Here is a 20016-nt window from a genome sequence, read left to right on the forward strand (position 1 = left end):
CCTCCCGCGCGACGCCGCCGTCAGGACGGGATGCCGGCGCCCTTCGGTTCGCCCGCGGGACGCTCCGCCGCGGCAGGCGCCACGAGGAAGGATGCCAGTACGGCCACTCCGACGGCGAGCAGTGCGTTGCGGATTCCCACCTGGTCACCGAGGAAACCGAGTAGCGGAGGGCCTGCGAGGAACGCTGTGTAGCCGATCGTGGAAACCACCGACACGCGTGCAGCGGCCCGGCGGGGCTCGTCTGCGGCGGCGGACATTCCCATGGGAAATCCGAGCGCGGCGCCGGTTCCCCACAGCACGGCTCCGACTCCGGCGAGGAGCACATTGGGTGCAAAGACGAAAAGCACCAGGCCCGCCAACGACGACGCGAGGCTCACCTGCAGCACCCGCACCCGCCCGAACCGGTCGATGAAGCCGCCGCCAACGAAGCGGAAGAGCGTCATGGAGGCAACGAACACCCCGAACATCAGCGCACCGACGGCTTCGGTGGCACCAAGGCCGTCCACGGTCGCTTTCGCTACCCAGTCATTCGCCGCGCCTTCGGTGAGCGCTGCACCGAGCACTACCAGCCCGATGAGGAGCGTGCGCGGCTCCTTCCATGCGGTGAATCCGCTGGACCGGGAGGCGGTTGCGTCGTCGTGCTTTCCGGCGTGAGGGTCCTCAGGCAGGAAGTAGCGCGGAATCCACAGCGAAATGACCAGCACCAGCACAGCAACCGCCGCGAGGTGGGTTGACAGCTCCACGCCCGCAGCCGCCAGGCCGGCTCCGGTGAGCGCACCGATGAAGGCACCGCCGCTGAAGGCTGCATGGAACTTCGGCATGATCGTGCGCATGAGCCGGCGTTCGACGTCGGCGCCTTCAAGGTTCTGCGCAACATCCCAGAGGCCGATGCCGAGGCCGAAGATGAAGAGACCGGTGGCAGACAGCACCACGGATTGCGCCACGAGCCCGCCGGCAATGGTGGAGGCTGCGATGGTGGCGGCCACTCCCCCCAGCCTCACGGTGTTCGCCGTGCCGATCCGCGCCGCGATCCCGCCGGACAACGGCAACGAGATCATGGACCCGATCGCCGCAACGAGCAGCAGCGCGCCCGTCTGGCCGTCGCTGAGCCCAAGCGTGTCCGACGCGGACGGAATCCGGGCCGCCCAGCTGGCGAACACGAGCCCGTTGAGCCCGAAAATCGCGAAGGTTGCCCACATGGCTGGATTGACGTTGCTCTGCACCTCTAAACCGTATGCGCACCGGCTCAGCAGGGTCTACCAGTGGCGCCCAGTGTGATGCAGATGACAGCAGCTGGGCTTCAGCGCGCGCGCTGCACCCGGCCCTCGTCCCAGACCGGAGCCTCGGACTCATACACCTTGCCGTCCTCGCCGAAGACGAGGAACCGGTCGAAGCTGCGGGCAAACCAGCGGTCATGGGTCACGGCCAGCACAGTTCCCTCGAACGCGTCGATGGCCCGTTCCAGGGCTTCGGCTGAGTGGAGGTCGAGGTTGTCCGTGGGTTCGTCGAGGAGCAGCAACGTGGCGCCGGACAGCTCAAGCAGCAGGATCTGCAGCCGCGCCTGCTGTCCGCCGGAGAGCGAGTCGTACAGTTGCTCCGACTGCCCTGCCAACCCGTAGCGGTCCAGCACTCCCGACGCCGCCTCCCGGCCGAGCCCTGATCGGTGATCATCGCCGCGGTGCAGGATGTCGAGCAGTGTCCGGCCCAACAGGTCCGGGCGCACATGCGTCTGGGCGAAGAAACCCGGGCGAATACGCGCACCCAACTTCACGACGCCGGTGTGGGGCACCGGTGCAATGCTCACCTCGGACACCGGCTCATGTTCCTTCTCAGGATCAGTGCCGCCGGCGGCGAGGAGGCGAAGGAAGTGGGACTTGCCCGATCCGTTGGAGCCCAGCACCCCGACGCGGTCGCCGAACCAGATCTCGGTGCTGAACGGCTTCATCAGCCCGGTGAGTTCGAGCTTTTGCGCGACGACGGCCCGCTTGGCTGTGCGCCCGCCCTTGAGCCGCATCTTCACGTTCTGTTCGATCGGGATAGCCTCCGGCGGCCCAGCCTCAAGGAACTTCGCCAGGCGGGTCTGGGCAGCGTGGTAGCGATTGGCCATATCCGAGCGGAACGCCGCCTTGTTCTTGTACATGTTCACGAGCTCTTTGAGCTTGATGTGCTCCTCGTCCCAGCGCCGCCGCAATTCCTCGAACCGCGCGTTTCGATCGGTTCGAGCCTGCAGGTAGGTGCTGAAACCGCCGCCGTGCACCCAGCTCGACGCGCCGAGCGCGCCGGGCTCCAGCGTGACAATCCGCGTGGCGGCATTGTCGAGCAGTTCGCGGTCGTGACTGACGAAGAGGACCGACTTGCTGGACTCGTTGAGCTTCGCTTCGAGCCACCGTTTGCCGGGCACATCGAGGTAGTTGTCCGGTTCATCGAGGAGCAGCAGCTCGTCCGGTCCCGAGAACAGGGCCTCAAGCACCAGCCGCTTCTGCTCGCCTCCGGATAACGACGACGCCGCGCGGTACTGTGCCCGATCGTACGGAACGCCAAGCGCCGCCATGGTGACTTCGTCCCAAGTGGTCTCGAGTTCATAGCCGCCGGCGTCTCCCCAGTCGGCGATCGCCTGGGCGTAGCGCATCTGGGTGGGTTCGTCGTCGTGCTCCATCATTGCGAGCTCAGCGACATCGATCCTCTTCGCAGCGGAGGCAAGGGCCGGCGGGGCAGCGGAGACGAGGAGGTCGCGGACGGTGGTGTCATCGCGCACCTGACCGACGAACTGGCGCATGATGCCCATGCTGCCGGACCGGGTGATGGCACCCTCATCGGCCGTGATGTCGCCGGCAACAATGCGCAGGAGCGTGGTCTTGCCGGTACCGTTCGGGCCAATCAGGGCAGTCTTATGGCCCTCGCCGACCTTGAAGCTCACGCTGTTGAGCAGCTGACGGCCGTCGGAAAGGAAGTAATCGATGTTGGAAATGTCGAGGTGCGCCACTGCCCCAGTCTTCCACCCCCATCGGGTGAGCCGAAATGAGGGCTCCTCCGTGAGCCGACCACGGAGTGCAAGGATGGGAGCGTGATTCCAACAACCCCTCAGCGAGTGGTGTTCTTCGGTGTGACCGGGTCCGGAAAAACGACAGCGGCCGAGCGCTATGCGGCTGCGACCGGGTTGCCGCTCACGTCCGTGGACACGGACATCGGCTGGCTTCCTGGCTGGGTGGAGCGGGATCCTGCCGATCAGCTCCGCATGGTCGAGGAGATCGCCGCCCGGAATGCCTGGGTGCTGGACAGCTTCTACGGCAAATGGTCCGACAGCTTGATCCCCCGCGCAGACGCCATCATCGCCTTGGATTATCCCCGCTGGCTCTCGCTGTTCCGGCTGGTCCGCAGGACCCTGCGGCGCATGCTTACGCAGGAGGAGGTGTGCAACGGAAACACGGAGAGCTTTCGCCGGGTCATCGCGCGGGACTCGATCATCCGCTGGCACTTCACATCCTTCGCCGGTAAGCGCCGGAGAATCCGCGCATATCAGGACGCCGGGCTGCCAGTGGTTCGCTTCACCAGCCCGAAGGAGCTCGAGCAGTGGCTCCGGTCCAACGAGAAGTGATCTACTAGTTCATCGAACGATGGGCCCGCTCACGCAGGTTCGAACGCTGGAAATCGGTCAGCGCAAGCCACTGCGCGGAAGTCAGCTTCAGATAAGGGAGCAGACGCTGATCAGCAGCTGACAGCACTGGCGGCACAACGATGTGCCGACGTTGCCGCCCCACCGCGAGAAGGGTAGCAACGACCACGAGGGCACCGCCCGCCATCATGGCCAGGGCACCAATAATCTCTACACTCATGACTCCTCCTGCGGACGGTGTCTTCCCAGCCGCCACCGGGAAGTATGCTCTCCAGCCGCCACTGGAGAACATGCCTCATCGTTGCCTTCATGCCTTGGGGAAACGTTGGTCGATGGCGCGAAGCTGGGCCCAGGACTTCGCCCTGCTGAACCGAGAAGGAGTGATGGATCGGGTGCTGATTGCGTCACCCGGTGGGCCGGCACCCCCGTTCAGGAGCAGGAGCGCTTCAACTGCCACCACAACTACACAGCCCAGGAAACCCGCTACGGCAAGCAGGTGTGGCTGAGCCGCAGCTCAGTTTCGGGGCAGACCCCGGAAATCGTTGAAACTGTAGATGTGCAGCCCCGCGAACGCGCCGGTCGTCTCGATGGAGCGCACCAATCGGGAGGGATCGTACGACGACGGCGCCAGTACTGAACGCAGCAGCGAACCGCTCCGCTTGGCGAACTTCAGCGACGGACCGACTCCGATTCGCCCGGCAAGGGAAATGAGACGGGTGCGCCGGACACGTCCCGGAACACCTGCCCATATGGGCACGGTCACGCCGCTCGATCTCAAGCGGGCGATGTAGTCGCTGAGGACATCCCCGGAAAAGCACATCTGGGTGACGGCCCAACTGCCAAGCTCCTGTTTCTTGAGCAGCAGCTCGGTCAGTTCGGGCTCGGGAACTGTGGGATGACCTTCGGGATAGGCGGCGAACCCGGTTTCGAATCCACCGGTCGCCGCGATCTCCTCGATGAGCGGCAGGCTCCACGCATATGGTCCGACCGGCTCACGGGCATCCCCGGCTACGGCAAAGATGTCCCGCACCCCCGCGTCCGCAAGACGCACCATGAACTCCGCGAGCTGCTGCTTCGACGCAACGGAACGGGCTGCCAGATGCGGCACGGCGCGGTAGCCAAGACCGGCAAGCTCCACGGCCAGATCCACCGTCTTTGCCGGGCCGTGGTGCGGAAGGCAGGTGACGGCGACCGTCGCCGGCGCTGCGAGGTGGCTTTGCAACCGGGAGGCAACGTCACCTCCCGGAATGACCTCAACTGTGAACGGCAGACCCATTCAGCATTCCACGACGTTCAATGCCAGCCCACCGCGGGCCGTTTCCTTGTACTTGTCCATCATGTCGGCACCGGTTTCCCGCATCGTCTTGATGGCTGCGTCGAGTGAGACGAAGTGCTGCCCGTCGCCGCGGACGGCCATCCGGGCAGCGGTGATAGCCTTCATCGCTCCCACGGCGTTGCGCTCGATGCACGGTATCTGCACCAGGCCGCCGACGGGATCGCAGGTCAGGCCCAGGTTGTGTTCGATACCGATTTCCGCCGCGTTCTCGACCTGCTCGGGGGTGCCTCCCAGCACCTCGGCCAGCCCCGCAGCGGCCATCGCGCACGCTGAACCGACCTCACCCTGGCAGCCGACCTCGGCACCGGAAATCGATGCGTTCTTTTTGAAGAGGGCGCCGACGGCGGTGGCGGCGAGCAGGAAGCGGATGACGCCGTCGTCGTCCGCTCCTGGAACGAAGTCCGTGTAGTACTTCAGGACTGCCGGGATGATGCCGGCCGCGCCGTTGGTGGGAGCGGTGACCACGCGGCCCCCGGCTGCGTTCTCCTCATTGACCGCAAGCGCGAACAGCGTGACCCACTCCATGGTGCTGAGGTGATCGTTGGGATCAGCTTCCTTCTGGAGCAGCTCAAGCTGCCGGGCAGCCCGACGCCGGACATGCAGACCGCCGGGAAGGATGCCGCTGTTGGTCGACCCCCGCCGGATGGTGTCCTGCATGACATCCCAGATTTCGAGCAGGCCGTTGCGGATCTCATCCTCGGACCGGGCGGCCAGTTCGTTGGCCAGCACTATCCCGGAAAAGGACTTTCCCGTCGCCGCGGCAAGGCCGAGCAACTGTTCGCCGGATTCGAACGGGTACGGAATGGCGACGGTCTGTTCCGCGGACAGATCCGCACCAATCTGATCCTGATCCAACACAAACCCGCCGCCCACCGAGTAGTACTCGCGGGCAGATAGAAGCATGCCTTCGGAGTTATATGCCGAGAAGCGCATGCCATTGGTGTGATAGTCCAGCCGCTGCTTACGGTGCAGAACGAGATCTTTCTCCGGGTCGAAAGCCACGTCGTGCGAGCCGGCCAGGCGAAGGATCTTCGTTGCGGAGATCTCCTCCACGCGAGGCTCAGCGCGTTCCGGATCGATGAGATGCGGCTGCTCCCCCTCAAGTCCCAGGATCACGGCCTTGACGGTACCGTGTCCGTGACCGGTGACGCCCAGCGAACCGAACAGTTCAGCGTCAACGTGGTGGACCTGTTCAAGCAGTCCCTGCTCCACCACCATCCGGGTGAAGAGATAGGCCGCCGTCATGGGCCCGCCCGTATGGGAGCTCGAGGGACCTATGCCGATCTTGAAGAGGTCAAAAGCGCTGATGGTCATGAGCGGCCCGGACGCTTATAGAACGGCAGTTCAACGACAGTAAACTCTTCCGGACGTCCACGCAGGTCGACCTGCAGTTCCGTGCCCGGTTCGCTCAGCCCTGTTTCGACGTAAGCGAGCGCCACGGGGTAACCGAGGGTCGGGCTCGGAAGGCCGGAGGTAACGGTTCCAACGGTCTGTCCGTTCGATACGACGTCGTACCCTGCACGGGCAGACCGGCGTCCGGTACCGCGCAGGCCAACCAGCTTTCGTTCCGGCGTTTCGGCCTTCAGCGGCTCCAGCACGGAGCGGCCCACAAAGTCATCGGTCTTCTTCAGACTGACGACGCCGCCCAGTCCTGCTTCGAACGGATTCGTCTCCAGGCCCAACTCGTGGCCGTACAACGGCATGCCTGCCTCGAGGCGGAGCGAGTCCCGCGAAGCCAGGCCGCATGGCGCCAGTCCATGATCCGTCCCTGCCTCGGTGACGGCTTTCCACAGTTGCGCGGCCTGGTCGTTCTCGATGAAGAGTTCAAAGCCATCCTCGCCCGTGTAGCCGGTGCGGGCGAGAAGGACAGGCTGCCCTGCGAGCTCCACGCGAACGGCGGCGTAGTACTTGAGCGAGGTGATGGCGTCCTGGTCTCCTGCCGGCGCCATACCGAGCAGGATCGCCTCCGCGTTAGGCCCCTGGACTGCGATGAGCGCGGTCTCCTCCGACTGATCCTCCACAGTGACATCGAAGTCGGCAGCACGCTGCTGGAGCTCGGCGGCCACCGTATCGGAGTTCGAGGCGTTGGGAACCACGAGGAACTGTTCCTCGGCGAGGCGGTACGTGATGAGGTCATCGATCACGCCGCCGCCCTCGGTGCAGATGAGGGAGTACTTGGCCTTCCCCACCGCCATGATCTCCATGTTGCCCACGAGGGCGTAGTTGAGGAAGCTGGCTGCCTGCGGCCCGCTCACCATCACCTCGCCCATGTGCGAAAGGTCGAAGATCCCGGCAGCCCGGCGGACGGTGTGGTGCTCCTCCAGCTCGCTGCGATATTTCAGGGGCATCTGCCAGCCGCCGAAGTCGGTGAACGCCGCCCCGAGTTCCTGGTGCCGGGCATAAAGCGCTGTCTGCTTTGTCATGGCGGTTCCTTAGTCTTCGAAGTCTTCGATCGGAGGGCACGAGCACACAAGGTTCCTGTCACCGTGGGCACCGTCGATGCGGCGGACCGGCGGGAAGTACTTGTCGTGGCGCAGCGTGCGCAGCGGGAAGGCCGCTAGTTCCCGTGAGTAGGCCTGCGACCATTCGTCGCTGATGAGAGCCTGTGCGGTATGCGGTGCCTGGCGGAGTGGACTCTCCTCCAGTTGCCATTCGCCTGTTCCGACCCGGTCGATCTCGTGCCGGATGGCGATCATCGCCTCGACGAAGCGGTCCAGTTCGCGGAGGTCCTCGGACTCGGTGGGCTCCACCATCAGCGTGCCGGCTACCGGGAAGCTCAGGGTCGGGGCATGGAAGCCGTAGTCGATGAGGCGCTTGGCCACGTCTTCGGCGGTGACGCCGGTCTTCGCCGTCAGCTCGCGAAGGTCCAGGATGCACTCGTGCGCCACCAGTCCGTTCTCGCCCGAGTAGAGCACGGGGAAGTGCTCGTTGAGGCGGGCGGCGACGTAGTTGGCTGCAAGGAGGGCGGACTTCGTTGCGGCCGTCAAACCCTCACTTCCCATCAGTGCGACGTAGGCCCAGGAAATGGGAAGTACGCCTGCTGAACCGAAGCGGGAGGCGGAGATGGGGACTCCTGATGTGTCTCCGTTTTCTGCACCAGCTGCGCTGTTCGCGTCTCCGGGCAGGAACGGCGCAAGATGCTCCGCCACCGCTACCGGTCCGACACCGGGACCGCCGCCGCCGTGCGGAATGCAGAAAGTCTTGTGCAGGTTCAAGTGGGAAACGTCGCCACCGAACTCACCCGGCTTGGCGAGCCCGACCAGCGCGTTGAGGTTCGCGCCGTCGATGTAGACCTGACCGCCCGCGCCATGCACCTGGTCGCAAACCCAGCGAACGTCTTCCTCGAAGACGCCGTGGGTGGAGGGGTAGGTGATCATGATCGCGGACAGGGAATCCTTGTTCGCCTCGATCTTGGCCTGGAGGTCATCGTGGTCGATATTGCCGTTTCCGGCGGTCTTGACCACTACCACCTTCATGCCGGCGAGCACGGCCGAGGCAGCGTTGGTGCCGTGCGCCGACGACGGGATGAGGCACACCGTGCGTGCCTCATCCCCGCGCGACAGGTGGTACTTGCGAATGGCCAGGAGGCCGGCGAGCTCGCCCTGGGAGCCGGCGTTCGGCTGGATCGACACCCTGGCGTAGCCGGTGATCTCAGCGAGGCGATCCTCCAGGTCATCAACCAGTTGACGCCAGCCCTCAGTCTGGTGCTCGGGAGCGAATGGGTGGATGGTTGCGAACTCGGGCCAGGAGATCGGTTCCATCTCAACCGTGGCATTGAGCTTCATGGTGCAGGAGCCCAGCGGAATCATGGTGCGGTCCAGTGCCAGGTCACGGTCCGAGAGTCCGCGCAGGTAGCGCAGCATCTGGGTCTCGGAGCGGTGGAGGGAGAACACGGGGTGGGTCATGAAGGAGGACGTCCGCTGAAGCTCCGCAGGAATCGCACTCTCCGTATCCCCTGACAGATCAACCTCGAAAACCTCGGCGATGGTCTCGAGGTGGGCGTCCGTGGTGGTCTCATCGCAGGCGATGCCGACGTGATCCGCGTCGACTAGTCGCAGGTTGATGCCCCGCTCCTCGGCCTTGCTGACAATGCCCTCTGCCTGGCCCTCCACCTGCACCAGCAGGGTGTCGAAGAAGGAGTCGTGAACCGTTCCCGGAAGGGCGGCGGCAAGCCTGGCTGCCTTTCCATGCACACGTTCCGCGATCGCCTTCAGTCCGTCGGGGCCGTGATAGACGCCGTACATGCTGGCAACGATCGCGAGCAGCGCCTGGGCGGTGCAGATGTTCGATGTGGCCTTCTCGCGGCGGATGTGCTGCTCACGGGTCTGCAGTGCAAGACGGTAGGCAGGTGCGCCGTCGGAATCCTTCGACACTCCAACAAGGCGGCCGGGAAGCATGCGCTCCAGGCCCTTGCGGACGGCCATGTAGGCAGCGTGCGGTCCGCCGAAGAACAGCGGCACACCGAAGCGCTGGGCGGAACCGACGGCGATGTCGGCACCCTGCTCCCCCGGAGGGGTGATCAGGGTCAGCGCCAGAAGGTCAGCCGCGACCGTCACCAGAGCGCCGCCGTCGTGGGCTTTCGCGATGATGTCGGCGGAATTGCGCAGGGCACCTGAGGTTCCGGGCAGTTGGAGGACGATGCCGTTGATGTCGCCGTCCGGCAGTCCATTCGAGAGGTCGGCGATCTCGATGTCGAACCCAAGCGCCTCAGCACGGCCCATGACGACGGCGATGGTCTGGGGCAGGCAGTCGGCGTCCAGGATGGTGCGTCCCTTGTTCTTGCCGGAGCGGCGCATCAGGAGAACGGCCTCGGCTACGGCTGATGCTTCATCGAGCAGGGAAGCGTTGGCGATGGGCAGCGCGGTGAGGTCCTGGACCATCGTCTGGAAGTTCAGAAGCGCTTCAAGGCGGCCCTGGGAGATTTCCGGCTGGTAGGGGGTGTAGGCCGTGTACCAGGCCGGAGCCTCAAGCACATTGCGGCGGATCACGGGAGGCGTGACGGTGTCGTAGTAGCCCTGGCCGATCATCTGCACGGCGGTCTTGTTCTTCGCGGCGATGCTGCGCAGTTCCGCAAGGACCTCTGACTCGCTCAGCGCAGACGGAAGATCAAGGCCCTCGTTGATGCGAATGCTCGCCGGCACCGCAACGTCGACGAGTTTATCCAGGCTGGGGTACCCGAGGACCTTGAGCATCTGCTCGGCGTCATCCGAGCGGGGACCGATGTGGCGGTCGGAGAAAGTTGATTCCGTCTGGTGCGTCATGAGGAACTCCGTAGATCAGTGTCCGGCGCAGGACGCGCGGACAGATGGTCGGGTTCCTCCCCGCTCTGTATTGGACCTGAGAGATTCCGTGAACACTGCGTTCACATTGCACCGTCGGTGAGCACTACCAAACTTCGGCAGTGCTGCTTTCCAGAGTTGCCTTTCCGCTGCGGTGCTGGGCCTGAGAGATTCCTGGGGAGGATTTGCTCCTACGGCGCCTGCCGGCTGTCAGTCAACGGCAGAACTCTCCCGCTGCGGGTCAACGGCGTTGAAAATGTGGCTTTTTAGTTGTGCGATCGTGACCAAGCTTACTCTTCGACTTCCCACGCGGGAAATGGTTGACGTCTCAGCCCGCGAGCGCTTCCTGCTGTTCCATGCTGCCGAGCCGGCGGACTGCCTGGTTGGCTGCCGCACGTCCAGCCCTGGTGGCGCCGAGCGTTGATGCCGACGCGCCGTAGCCGACGAGCAGCACCCTTTCATCCTTCAGGACAGTCACTCCGTCCATGCGGATACCGCCGCCGGGTTCCCGGAGTTTCAACGGCTGCAGGTGATCCAGGGCAGCACGGAAGCCGGTCGCCCAGAGGATGACGTCGGCTGGGACCATCACGCCGCCGTCGAGCTCTATGCCTGTCTCGGTGATCCTCCTGAGCGGGCCCCGTGACCGCAGAACACCGGACTCGATGCCGGCGCGGTACTGCGCCGTGAGCGGCAGTCCGGTGACAGAGACCACGCTCGACGGCGGAAGCCCGGCCTTTGTGCGCGAGTGCACTCTGCGCTCGACGTCGCGGCCCCACTCGGAGTCGAACGTCCGGTCCGTGAAGGACGGCGGGCGGCGGGTCACCCACGTAGTTCTGGCGCCGGCGTCGGCCAGCTTGAGAAGGAACTGGACGGCTGAGGTTCCGGCGCCGACCACCACAACACGCTTGCTGCGGAACTCGTCGGCGCTGACGAAGTCGTGGGTATGCAGCTGGCGGCCCCGGAACAGTTCCCGGCCGGGGTAGTAGGGCCAGTACGGGCGGTCCCAGGTGCCGGTGGCGTTGATGAGGAGCCGGGTTTCCCACGTTCCTTTGTCCGTGTGGACCGTGAGGCCGCCGTCGAACCCCTCAACCTTCTGCACTCGTACCGGCCGGCGGACTTCGAGCCCGAACTCCTGTTCATAATCGCCGTAGTAGCGGGCAACAACTGACGACGCCGGCTCGGTTGGGTCCGGTGTGCCCAGTTCCATGGCGGGTAGGTCGTGGATGTTGTGCGCCGTGCCGAAGGTCAGCGAGTCCCAGCGGTGCCGCCACGCGCCGCCCGGTCCCTCATTCGCGTCGAGGACGAGGAAGTCGCGGGCCGGCCGGAGACCCTGGCGCTGCAGGTGGTACGCCGCGGACAGACCTGCCTGACCGGCGCCGATGACCACGACTTGCAGCACTCTGAACCTCCTCGATCCCGTTCCTCGTGGTGCAACGCGATTCCGGATGCGAATGTTCCTTCGACGGCACCTTCAGCGGACCAGGCGCTACGTGGCCGGTGACAGATCCGGCATCGGGAGCCCGAACACGTCCTCCAGCGCCAGCCTCGCCGCGTGATAACCGCCCATGCCGTGAACGCCCGGGCCGGGCGGCGTCGACGCCGAGCACAGATACAGCCCCTTCGCCGGCATCCGCCAGGGATTAGGGCCAAAGGAGGGACGCGCCAGCAGCTGAGGGATCGTCACCGCGCCACCGCTGAAGTCACCGCCCACGTAATTGGCGTTGTACTGCTGAAGGTCGGCCGCCGTCATCACATGTGAACGCACGACGACGTCGCGGAAGCCGGGCGCGAAACGCTCGATCTGCCGCACGATGGCCTCGGTCATGTCCTGTGTGGATCCGTTGGGCACGTGGCAGTACGTCCACAGAACGTGCCGCCCGTGGGGTGCGCGGGAAGAATCGAACAGCGATGGCTGCGAGACCAGCACGTACGGTTTCTCCGGATGGCGTCCCGCAGCCACGTCGGCTTCTGACGCCGCCACTTCAGCCCGGGTTCCGCCCGCATGAACTGTGCCGGCCGTTCGTACTTCCTCGTTGGCCCACGGCACCGGACCGGAGAGAATGAAGTCCACCTTGCAGGCGCCGTCCCCATAGCGGAACCGGTCCAGAGTTGAGACGTAGCTCTGCGGGAGCCGATCGCCCGCCAGGCTGCCGGCAGCACTGGGAGAGACATCGAGCAGGACAGCACGTGCGCCGTCGAACTCGCCAACCGATTCAATCCGTCGGGCAGTGTGGATGACTCCGCCGTGCGCCTGGATGTCTTCCGCCATCGCGTTCACCAGAGCCTGCGATCCCCCGACCGGAATGGGCCACCCCACGGAATGGGCCAAAGCGCCGAGGGTGAGCCCGGCCCCGGCAGCAGCGAGCGTAGGCAAAGGGGCTACCGCGTGCGCAGCAACACCGGTGAACAACGCAGCAGCCTCTTCCGTCGAGAAACGCAGGTTCCACAGGCCGGACCCCTGCTCGAGCGTCCTCAGCCCGAGCACCGCGGCCGCCACCGGGTGCCGCGGGATGCGCAGGAACTGGTTGAGGCCGGTGTCAACCACCCCGTCGATGTGCTGCACGAGCGGGCGCATCAGGCGGCGCCACGCCTGTCCGTCCCTGCCCAGGCCCACAGCAGTGCGCCCCAGGTCGCGGTAGGCGAGACCGGCACGCCCATCGTCAAGGGGATTGGCGTAGGACAGCTGGGGAACCACGAAGGGGATCCGGTCAGCCAGGCCGAATTCGCGGAAGAAAGGCGACGCCAACGCCATTGGATGCACAGCTGAGCACACGTCATGCACGTGGTCGGGCTCAAGCAGTTCCATGGTGCGTGAGCCACCGCCGATAGCCCGCTCGGCCTCAAAAACCTCTACGCTCAAGCCCGCCCGTGCCATCACGACTCCGGCCGCCAGCCCGTTGGGCCCGGCACCGACAATCGCGACGTCGGCCATGGCTAGCTCTTTCCTCCGGACCGGTGGGCGCGAAGCCTGGACAACGACGACGCCGCTCCCATGAGCAACGCGCGACCTTTGGCCGGCGCCGTTCTGCGGAACGTGAGGAGCCCGGCCACCACCCGGTACCTGCCCGGGTTCAGCGGGATGTCAAAGGTTGTCGGAATGTCCACGACGTTCTTGGAAAAGTTTCTCTTGAATGTGGTGACGTTGACCAGCTGCGGGTAGTTCTCACTCACGATGCCGGTAAGCCCGCAGGCCGTATTGCCGGCCGCCTTCAGCTGTTTGAAGGCTTCCCACAGCAGCAGGTACGGCGCGAACGTCTTTCGCGCGTCGTGCGTGCTGCCCGCGAAGTAGTAGACCGAGTACCCGCGGTATTCGGTGGTGATCAACCAGCTCACGGCCCTGTTGTCCACGTAGGCGACGATGAGCCGAAGATGATCCCCCAGCGTTGAGAGCAGCAACTCGTAATAGTCGGGGCCGAAGCTGGAGAAGCCGTCGCGCTCGGCTGTCTCCTGCAGGATCGGGTACAGGTCCCTCCGGAACACCTCAACCCAACTGGCCCGCTCAATGGTCCGGACTTCCACACCTGACCGTTCTGCACGACGGATGCTGTTCCGGGCGTTCGGCCGGAACGATTTGAAGATGGCATCCTCGTCCGGCGTCAGGTCGACGACGATCTCGCGTTCATACCAGCCATGCTCGATCGGACCATCCGCAGGCGGCAGAGGGTGTTTCACCTGCATGCGGACATAGAGGGGGTCCGTACCCGGATCTTCGGTGAACTGGTGCTGGACCGTACGCATGAGGCGAAGCTCAGCTTCCGCGGAACGGTCCGCGAACCACACGGGCCCGTTGATCGCGACCAGCGATTCGCGGAACCTGCGCCGCACCCGCAGGAAACTCACCATCGCAACCGGCTCGCCGTCGTCGTAATAGGCCCACAGCCCGTAGGGTTCCCTGCCCAGACCGAGCTCGAAGTCCGCCCACTGTGGCGTCTGTTCGAGCGGAATGACGACACCGGGGTGTGCCGACGCCAACAGCTCGAATGCCTCAGGCGTGAGGCGCTCGCTGCGGAAGTCGGGTTCTGTCACTGGGGATCTTTCGGTGCGGTGATTTTCGGGTCCGGAAGGGACTCGCTCAAGACTACCGGAGCGGACGCCTCCCGGTCGGGAGCCGTATCGAAAGGGCCGCCCGCAGGGTCGTCGATACCGATACGCCGCACGGGATCATATGCCGGTTCAAGTACGTGTTGTGCGACCCGGTACAGCAGGTAACCGGTGACCAACAGACGCGCCAGTATTGCGGCTACGTAATAGGGAGAGTCGATATTGTTCTCGACCGCACCCGAGGAGGCCTCACGGGCGATGTACATCCAGTAGGCCCACCAGTGAAGCACTTCGGTGAGTTGCCAGACGCAAAGTATTCGCCAATCAACATATGAAAGCGCGAGGAAAGGCAGCAGCCACAAACTGAGTTCGGGCGGGTAGTCGGGCAGCACCAGAACGAGGGCTCCGAGCAGGAGGAATACCACTTGTGGGAGCCGCGGACGTCGCGGTGCCCGCAGCACCAGCAGGGAGATCAAGGCGGCCAGCACGGCGAAGGCGGTGAAGGCGAGGGTCGCAATCGCTTCGGGAGAAAGCAGCGGAAGACCGAGCCTTTCCGCAAGCAGGTTATAGCCCGACCAGAGTGAAGAAGAGATGCCCAGGTGAGCCGGATCGTACTCCCAAGGGAGCGCCAGGGCCCGCCCTGGACCGAATGGAAGAACGGTGAGAAACCAGACCGCTATCAGGGAGCCGCCGCTCAACAGGGCCGCCCTGGACCTGCCGGTACGCACGGCCAGCAGTATGACGGCGGCGAAGACCAGGAGCACGTGGATGCTGAATCCGGCGCCGAACCCCAGCAGGATTCCGGAGACCACATAGCGGTGCTGCGCAAACGTCCACACGGCGAGGACGCTCAGCAGAACAGAAAGCAGCACCCAGCTTGAGGTTGCCGTCAGGATCGCAATCGGCGCCACCGCCACCACCGCCGCGTCCCACGGCCGGCGGCTGGCCAGGCGCATTGCCGTGAGAACCGTTCCGATCCAGGCCGCGGCGATCAGCACGGCGTTGACATCGAAGTACTGCATCAGGGATTGCGTCTGGACTATCCCGTCCGCTGACGTCGGGACCAGCAAGGCGACCAGTCCAGCGAATACGCCAACGAGCAATGGGCCGTCGAAAGTGGAACCCTCCGCGAAGGGGGACAATCCACTTCCGAAGCCCTGAAACTGAAACGCTTCCGTCCAGTCCGAGTAGCAGGCCCGATAGAACTGCGTAGGACGCGTCCATCCGTCAGTGCGGCAGGAAGCCTTCATCAGCACCGCAAGAACAGCTGCCGCAGTGGTCAGGAGAACGAGAACCCGCTCCACGGTGAAGACCGCCGGCCGCACCCGCCCCGGTGCGGCGTGCCTGCCCAGTACGCCGCCGGCGATCTCCGTCATCTGCCTGAGCAGGGGGTCCCTGCGTGTGGGCACGGAGATGCTCGCGGGGTGGCGGGGACCCTGCGCTTGCTCCATGTCTCGAAAGCCTAGCGAACGGGCAGGACAACGGCTCCCCTCTTGGCAGATATCCACCGGAATTCGGCCGCTCCGAAGGGTTTGGGGGAATGAGCAGGCAACAACGGGCGTTCGCAATAGCAAGTAGACTGTATTAGCTGTGGATTCCGCCGGAGGCAAAGGCAATCAAAGACCTCGGTCCAGGCGGTTATAAGTGCGCGTAAAGAGGAGAACAGTGGGAACTAACCCCATTCGGGTAGCAATCGTCGGTGTTGGCAACTGTGCAGCATCCCTGGTGCAGGGAGTGCAGTACTACAAGGATGCAGACGCTACTGCGACCATCCCCGGCCTGATGCATGTGGAGTTCGGCAAGTACCACGTCAATGACGTGCACTTTGTCAGCGCGTTCGACGTCGATGGCAAGAAGGTCGGCCTGGACCTCGCGGATGCCATCGGCGCCAGCGAGAACAACACCATCAAGATCGCGGACGTGCCGCCCACCGGAGTCAAGGTCCAGCGCGGTCACACCATGGATGGCTTGGGCAAGTACTACCGCGAGACCATCGTCGAGTCCGATGCCGAGCCGGTCAACGTTGTAGCCGAACTCAAGGCCTCAAAGGTGGACGTTCTGGTCTGCTACCTGCCGGTCGGTTCCGATGCAGCAGCGAAGTTCTACGCCCAGTGCGCCATTGATGCCGGCGTCGCTTTCGTCAATGCCCTTCCCGTTTTCATCGCGGGCACCAAGGAGTGGGCTGACAAGTTCACTGCAGCAGGCGTCCCGATTGTGGGCGATGACATCAAGAGCCAGATCGGCGCTACCATCACGCACCGCGTCATGGCCAAGCTGTTCGAAGACCGCGGTGTCACCCTGGACCGCACGTACCAGCTGAACGTCGGCGGCAACATGGACTTCAAAAACATGCTCGAGCGCGACCGCCTTGAGTCCAAGAAGATTTCCAAGACGCAGGCCGTCACCTCAAACGTTGAGGCAAAACTGCACGCCGACGACGTTCACATCGGACCGTCGGATTACGTCGCCTGGCTGGATGACCGCAAATGGGCGTTTGTGCGCCTCGAGGGCCGCAACTTCGGCGATGCACCCGTATCCCTCGAGTACAAGCTGGAAGTGTGGGATTCCCCGAACTCTGCCGGCGTAATCATCGACGCCATTCGCGCCGCGAAGATTGCCGCAGACCGCGGCATCGGCGGACCGATCCTCTCTGCTTCGAGCTACTTCATGAAGTCGCCTCCGGAGCAGTACAACGACGACATCGCCCGCGACAAGGTTGAAGCCTTCATCCGCGGCGAGGTTGAGCGCTAGAAGCGTCTCCTACGAAAAAGCGCCCCCGGTTTTTGCCGGGGGCGCTTTGTCGTGAAGAGGTAGCCTGTCTGCCACCGCCGACCGGCACGGCATGAGAGATTGTTGACATGAGCAATAGTTTGCCCGGCCTGGCGGTGTGTCTCGCCGGCGCGGCGCTTTCCTGGCTGCTGAGCGGTCTTCTCTCGGGAACCAGTCCGCTCCTGATCGCCATCCTCCTCGGGGCAGCCTGGGGAAACCTGCTGCCGGTACCCTCCCTCCTCTTTACGGGGATCGGCGTTTCATCCAGGACCCTGCTGCGGGCCGGGATCGTACTGCTCGGACTCCAGCTCTCACTGTCAGCCGTCCTTGGGCTAGGCCCCGGCGTGCTCCTTCTTGTTCTTCTATCAGTGGGCGTGACCTTTGCTGCCACACTCTGGATCGGGAAGCTCCTGGGGATCAGCTTTGCCCAGCGACTTCTCATCGCGTCAGGGTTCTCTATCTGCGGTGCGGCCGCAGTTGCAGCCACGGAGACCGCGGCTGGTGCCAAGAAGACGGAAGTTGCAACCGCCGTCGGGCTGGTGGTGCTCTTCGGGACCCTGATGATACCCACGGTCCCCTTCCTGGGCGGGTTGCTGGGACTGCCCGAGAGGACCCTCGGCGTGTGGATCGGCGCGTCGACCCACGAAGTGGCACAGGTTGTTGCGGCGGGCGAGTCGGTGGGCAGTTCGGCACTTGCTGTTGCCGTCACGGTGAAGCTCGCCCGTGTCCTCACCCTGGCGCCAATCACTGCCGGCATAGCCCTGCGCATGCGCCGTACCAAACCGACGACGGGCGGCAAGATGCCTCCGGTGGTCCCGTTCTTTATTGTGGGGTTCGTGGGAGCGATGCTGCTGCGCACCTCGGACGTCCTCCCGCAGGGTGCCCTGGACCTGGCACAGGTACTGCAGACGCTGCTGCTGTCGGCAGCGATGTTCGCCCTGGGTCTGGGGGTCCACCTGAAAAGCCTGCTGCGCGTGGGCAAGCGCCCGGTGCTGCTCGGACTGCTTTCAACCCTGGTCATTCTCGGGGTATCCCTCGCCTGCTCAATAGCGGTATCTTGATCGAAGGACGGCCTCGGTTACCGTTCCTTCAGTTCACTTCACTACCGTCTGACCGCACGGCGAGCTACCACAAGGGAAACCCGTCATGAACAGACACGGAGGCGTCGCCACCGCAGAGCAGGTGGAGCAGGAAGCCCTGAGTGGCTTCCTCCTGCTAACTGCTCAGGGCGACCGGGAGGCGTTCACCACCTTTTACGAGCTGACATCGCAGCGGGTTTACGGTTTCGTCCGGCGGATCATCGTCAATGCTGAAATTGCCCAGGAAACCGCGCAGGACATCTACGTAGTGGTGTGGCTGGACGCTCATAAGTTTGATCCGACCATCGGCAGTGCAATGGCGTGGTTGATGACCATTGCCCACCGCCGGGCCGTTGACCGGGTACGGAGCGAACAGGCCAGCGCCAACCGGGCCTTCCGATGGGGCACTACCAACCAGGACGTTGATCATGACGTCGTGGCGGAATCAGTTGCTGGTCGCCTGGAAGCGCAACATCTGATTCGATGCCTCCGCGAACTCTCTCCTCTTCAGCAAGAAGCAATCACCCTCGCCTATTTCAACTGCATGACCTACCGAGAAGTAGCGGTATACCTCTCTGCACCGCCTGCAACCGTCAAGTCAAGGATCAGGGACGGACTGAAGCAGTTGCGGATCCGGATGGAAGAGGCCTGACAACTGCCCTCGAAGGAGTCAGCGCTGTGGCTCTCGCAGCCGGGAACTACGCCACGGCGTCCCGCGCTGCTACGAACGCTGCCACGCACGCCTCGACGTCTTCGGTGCTGTGGGCTGCGGAGAGTTGTACGCGGATACGTGCCGCGCCCTTGGGGACAACGGGGTAGCTGAACGCGATCACGTAGACCCCGTGTTCCAGCATGCTGTCCGCTACCCGCGCCGCCAGCGCGGCATCGCCGAACATGACCGGGATGATGGCATGCTCACCTTCGAGCAGGTCGAATCCTTCCTCGGTCATCCGAGACCGGAACAGGGCCGCGTTCTCACCCAACCGGGCACGCAGGTCAGCACTGTTCTGGACCAGGTCCAGTGCCGTCAGGGTTGCCGCGACAATCGACGGCGCCAGCGAGTTGGAGAACAAGTACGGCCGCGCCCGCTGCCGCAACAGCTCGACGATCTCCGCCCGACCCGCCACATAACCGCCCGATGCACCACCGAGCGCCTTGCCGAACGTTCCGGTGTAGAGATCAACGCGATCCGATACACCGGCATGCTCCGGCGTTCCCGCCCCAGTGGCCCCCATGAATCCCACGGCATGCGAGTCATCCACCATCACCATGGCGTCATACCGCTCCGCGAGGTCGCAGATCTCCTTCAATGGCGCAAGGTAGCCATCCATCGAGAAAACCCCGTCGGTCACGACCAGACGACGACGCGCGCCGGCGGCCTCCTGCAGCTTCGCCTCGAGATCCGCCATGTCCCGGTTCGCGTACCGGTACCGCTGTGCCTTGCTCAGCCGGATCCCGTCAATGATCGAGGCGTGGTTCAGTGCGTCGGAAATGACGGCATCCTCAGCGTTCAGCAGTGACTCGAAAACCCCGCCGTTGGCATCGAAGCACGACGAGAAGAGAATGGTGTCCTCAGTGCCCAGGAACGCCGACACACGCCGCTCGAGTTCAAGATGCAGGTCCTGCGTCCCGCAGATAAACCGGACCGACGCCATCCCGAACCCGCGATCATCCAGCGCACCCTTCGCGGCCTGGATGATCGCGGGGTGGTCCGCCAGGCCGAGGTAGTTGTTGGCGCAGAAGTTCAACACCTGCGCGCCCTCCGCGTTCCCGAACGCAGCGCGGATCGAGTTGGACTGCGGTGAAGAAATGGTCCGTTCATGCTTATACAAGCCGGCATCCCGGATCTCCTGCAGCTCGGACTGAAGCTGATCCCGCACTGAAACAAACATCCGCAAC

The 20016-nt window shown here is 64.3% G+C and carries 16 protein-coding genes and 2 riboswitches; of the genes, 4 read left to right on the top strand and 12 right to left on the bottom strand.

Annotated elements, in window-relative coordinates:
• Positions 1-20 precede the first annotated feature (20 nt).
• Together JOD47_RS07575 and JOD47_RS07580 are read right to left on the bottom strand one after the other, a co-directional pair.
• The gene (locus JOD47_RS07575) at positions 21-1199 is read right to left on the bottom strand and encodes an MFS transporter (protein WP_204536516.1); all 1179 of its coding nucleotides are present in this window, start codon (positions 1197-1199) and stop codon (positions 21-23) included.
• 101 nt (positions 1200-1300) lie between these two features.
• The gene (locus JOD47_RS07580; protein WP_204533335.1) at positions 1301-2983 is read right to left on the bottom strand and encodes an ABC-F family ATP-binding cassette domain-containing protein; all 1683 of its coding nucleotides are present in this window, start codon (positions 2981-2983) and stop codon (positions 1301-1303) included.
• Between the two features lie 81 nt (positions 2984-3064).
• Between JOD47_RS07580 and JOD47_RS07585 the strand changes: the two genes are divergently transcribed.
• Positions 3065-3595 (top strand): P-loop NTPase family protein, encoded by a 531-nt coding sequence (locus tag JOD47_RS07585; protein ID WP_204533337.1) that lies wholly within the window; start codon positions 3065-3067, stop codon positions 3593-3595.
• A gap of 4 nt (positions 3596-3599) precedes the next feature.
• On the opposite strand, the gene JOD47_RS07590 is transcribed toward JOD47_RS07585, so the two are convergent.
• The 9 genes from JOD47_RS07590 to JOD47_RS07630 all read right to left on the bottom strand — a co-directional run bounded on the left by JOD47_RS07590 (position 3600) and on the right by JOD47_RS07630 (position 15720).
• Positions 3600-3833 (bottom strand): hypothetical protein, encoded by a 234-nt coding sequence (locus JOD47_RS07590; RefSeq protein ID WP_204533338.1) that lies wholly within the window; start codon positions 3831-3833, stop codon positions 3600-3602.
• A 294-nt stretch (positions 3834-4127) separates the two neighbouring features.
• Positions 4128-4889, bottom strand: a complete 762-nt coding sequence (locus JOD47_RS07595; RefSeq protein ID WP_204533339.1) for a methylenetetrahydrofolate reductase — start codon at positions 4887-4889, stop codon at positions 4128-4130.
• Positions 4890-6263: an L-serine ammonia-lyase gene (locus JOD47_RS07600; protein WP_204533340.1), complete on the bottom strand. Its 1374-nt coding sequence runs from the start codon at positions 6261-6263 to the stop codon at positions 4890-4892. It lies immediately after the preceding gene.
• Positions 6260-7372: a glycine cleavage system aminomethyltransferase GcvT gene (gene gcvT / locus JOD47_RS07605; protein ID WP_204533341.1), complete on the bottom strand. Its 1113-nt coding sequence runs from the start codon at positions 7370-7372 to the stop codon at positions 6260-6262. Before gcvT ends, JOD47_RS07600 begins: the two co-directional genes overlap by 4 nt.
• Positions 7373-7381: 9 nt before the next feature.
• Positions 7382-10210 (bottom strand): aminomethyl-transferring glycine dehydrogenase, encoded by a 2829-nt coding sequence (gene gcvP / locus JOD47_RS07610; RefSeq protein WP_204533342.1) that lies wholly within the window; start codon positions 10208-10210, stop codon positions 7382-7384.
• A 55-nt stretch (positions 10211-10265) separates the two neighbouring features.
• Positions 10266-10369: riboswitch (glycine riboswitch) on the bottom strand.
• A gap of 1 nt (position 10370) precedes the next feature.
• Positions 10371-10472: riboswitch (glycine riboswitch) on the bottom strand.
• A gap of 84 nt (positions 10473-10556) precedes the next feature.
• Positions 10557-11627 carry an FAD-dependent oxidoreductase gene (locus JOD47_RS07615; RefSeq protein ID WP_204533343.1) on the bottom strand — a complete coding sequence of 357 codons (1071 nt, stop codon included), beginning with the start codon at positions 11625-11627 and terminating at the stop codon, positions 10557-10559.
• 87 nt (positions 11628-11714) lie between these two features.
• Positions 11715-13160, bottom strand: coding sequence for a phytoene desaturase family protein (locus JOD47_RS07620; RefSeq protein ID WP_204533344.1), 1446 nt, complete (start codon positions 13158-13160; stop codon positions 11715-11717).
• A gap of 2 nt (positions 13161-13162) precedes the next feature.
• Positions 13163-14254 (bottom strand): lipid II:glycine glycyltransferase FemX, encoded by a 1092-nt coding sequence (locus JOD47_RS07625; protein ID WP_204533346.1) that lies wholly within the window; start codon positions 14252-14254, stop codon positions 13163-13165.
• On the bottom strand, positions 14251-15720 hold the full coding sequence (locus tag JOD47_RS07630) for a glycosyltransferase family protein (protein ID WP_204533348.1): 1470 nt from the start codon (positions 15718-15720) through the stop codon (positions 14251-14253). Before JOD47_RS07630 ends, JOD47_RS07625 begins: the two co-directional genes overlap by 4 nt.
• A 214-nt stretch (positions 15721-15934) precedes the next feature.
• Between JOD47_RS07630 and JOD47_RS07635 the strand changes: the two genes are divergently transcribed.
• From JOD47_RS07635 to JOD47_RS07645, 3 genes are all read left to right on the top strand, one after another.
• Positions 15935-17020: an inositol-3-phosphate synthase gene (locus tag JOD47_RS07635; RefSeq protein WP_204533350.1), complete on the top strand. Its 1086-nt coding sequence runs from the start codon at positions 15935-15937 to the stop codon at positions 17018-17020.
• Positions 17021-17127: 107 nt separating this feature from the next.
• Complete coding sequence (locus tag JOD47_RS07640; protein ID WP_204533352.1) at positions 17128-18099, top strand: YeiH family protein; 972 nt, start codon at positions 17128-17130, stop codon at positions 18097-18099.
• Positions 18100-18184: 85 nt separating this feature from the next.
• Positions 18185-18769: a sigma-70 family RNA polymerase sigma factor gene (locus JOD47_RS07645; RefSeq protein ID WP_204533354.1), complete on the top strand. Its 585-nt coding sequence runs from the start codon at positions 18185-18187 to the stop codon at positions 18767-18769.
• Positions 18770-18815: 46 nt separating this feature from the next.
• Here JOD47_RS07645 and JOD47_RS07650 read toward each other — a convergent pair whose 3' ends face one another.
• Positions 18816-20009, bottom strand: coding sequence for a glycine C-acetyltransferase (locus JOD47_RS07650; RefSeq protein WP_204533356.1), 1194 nt, complete (start codon positions 20007-20009; stop codon positions 18816-18818).
• Positions 20010-20016 lie beyond the last annotated feature (7 nt).

Source organism: Arthrobacter tumbae, assembly GCF_016907495.1.
Lineage (GTDB): Bacteria > Actinomycetota > Actinomycetes > Actinomycetales > Micrococcaceae > Arthrobacter_D > Arthrobacter_D tumbae.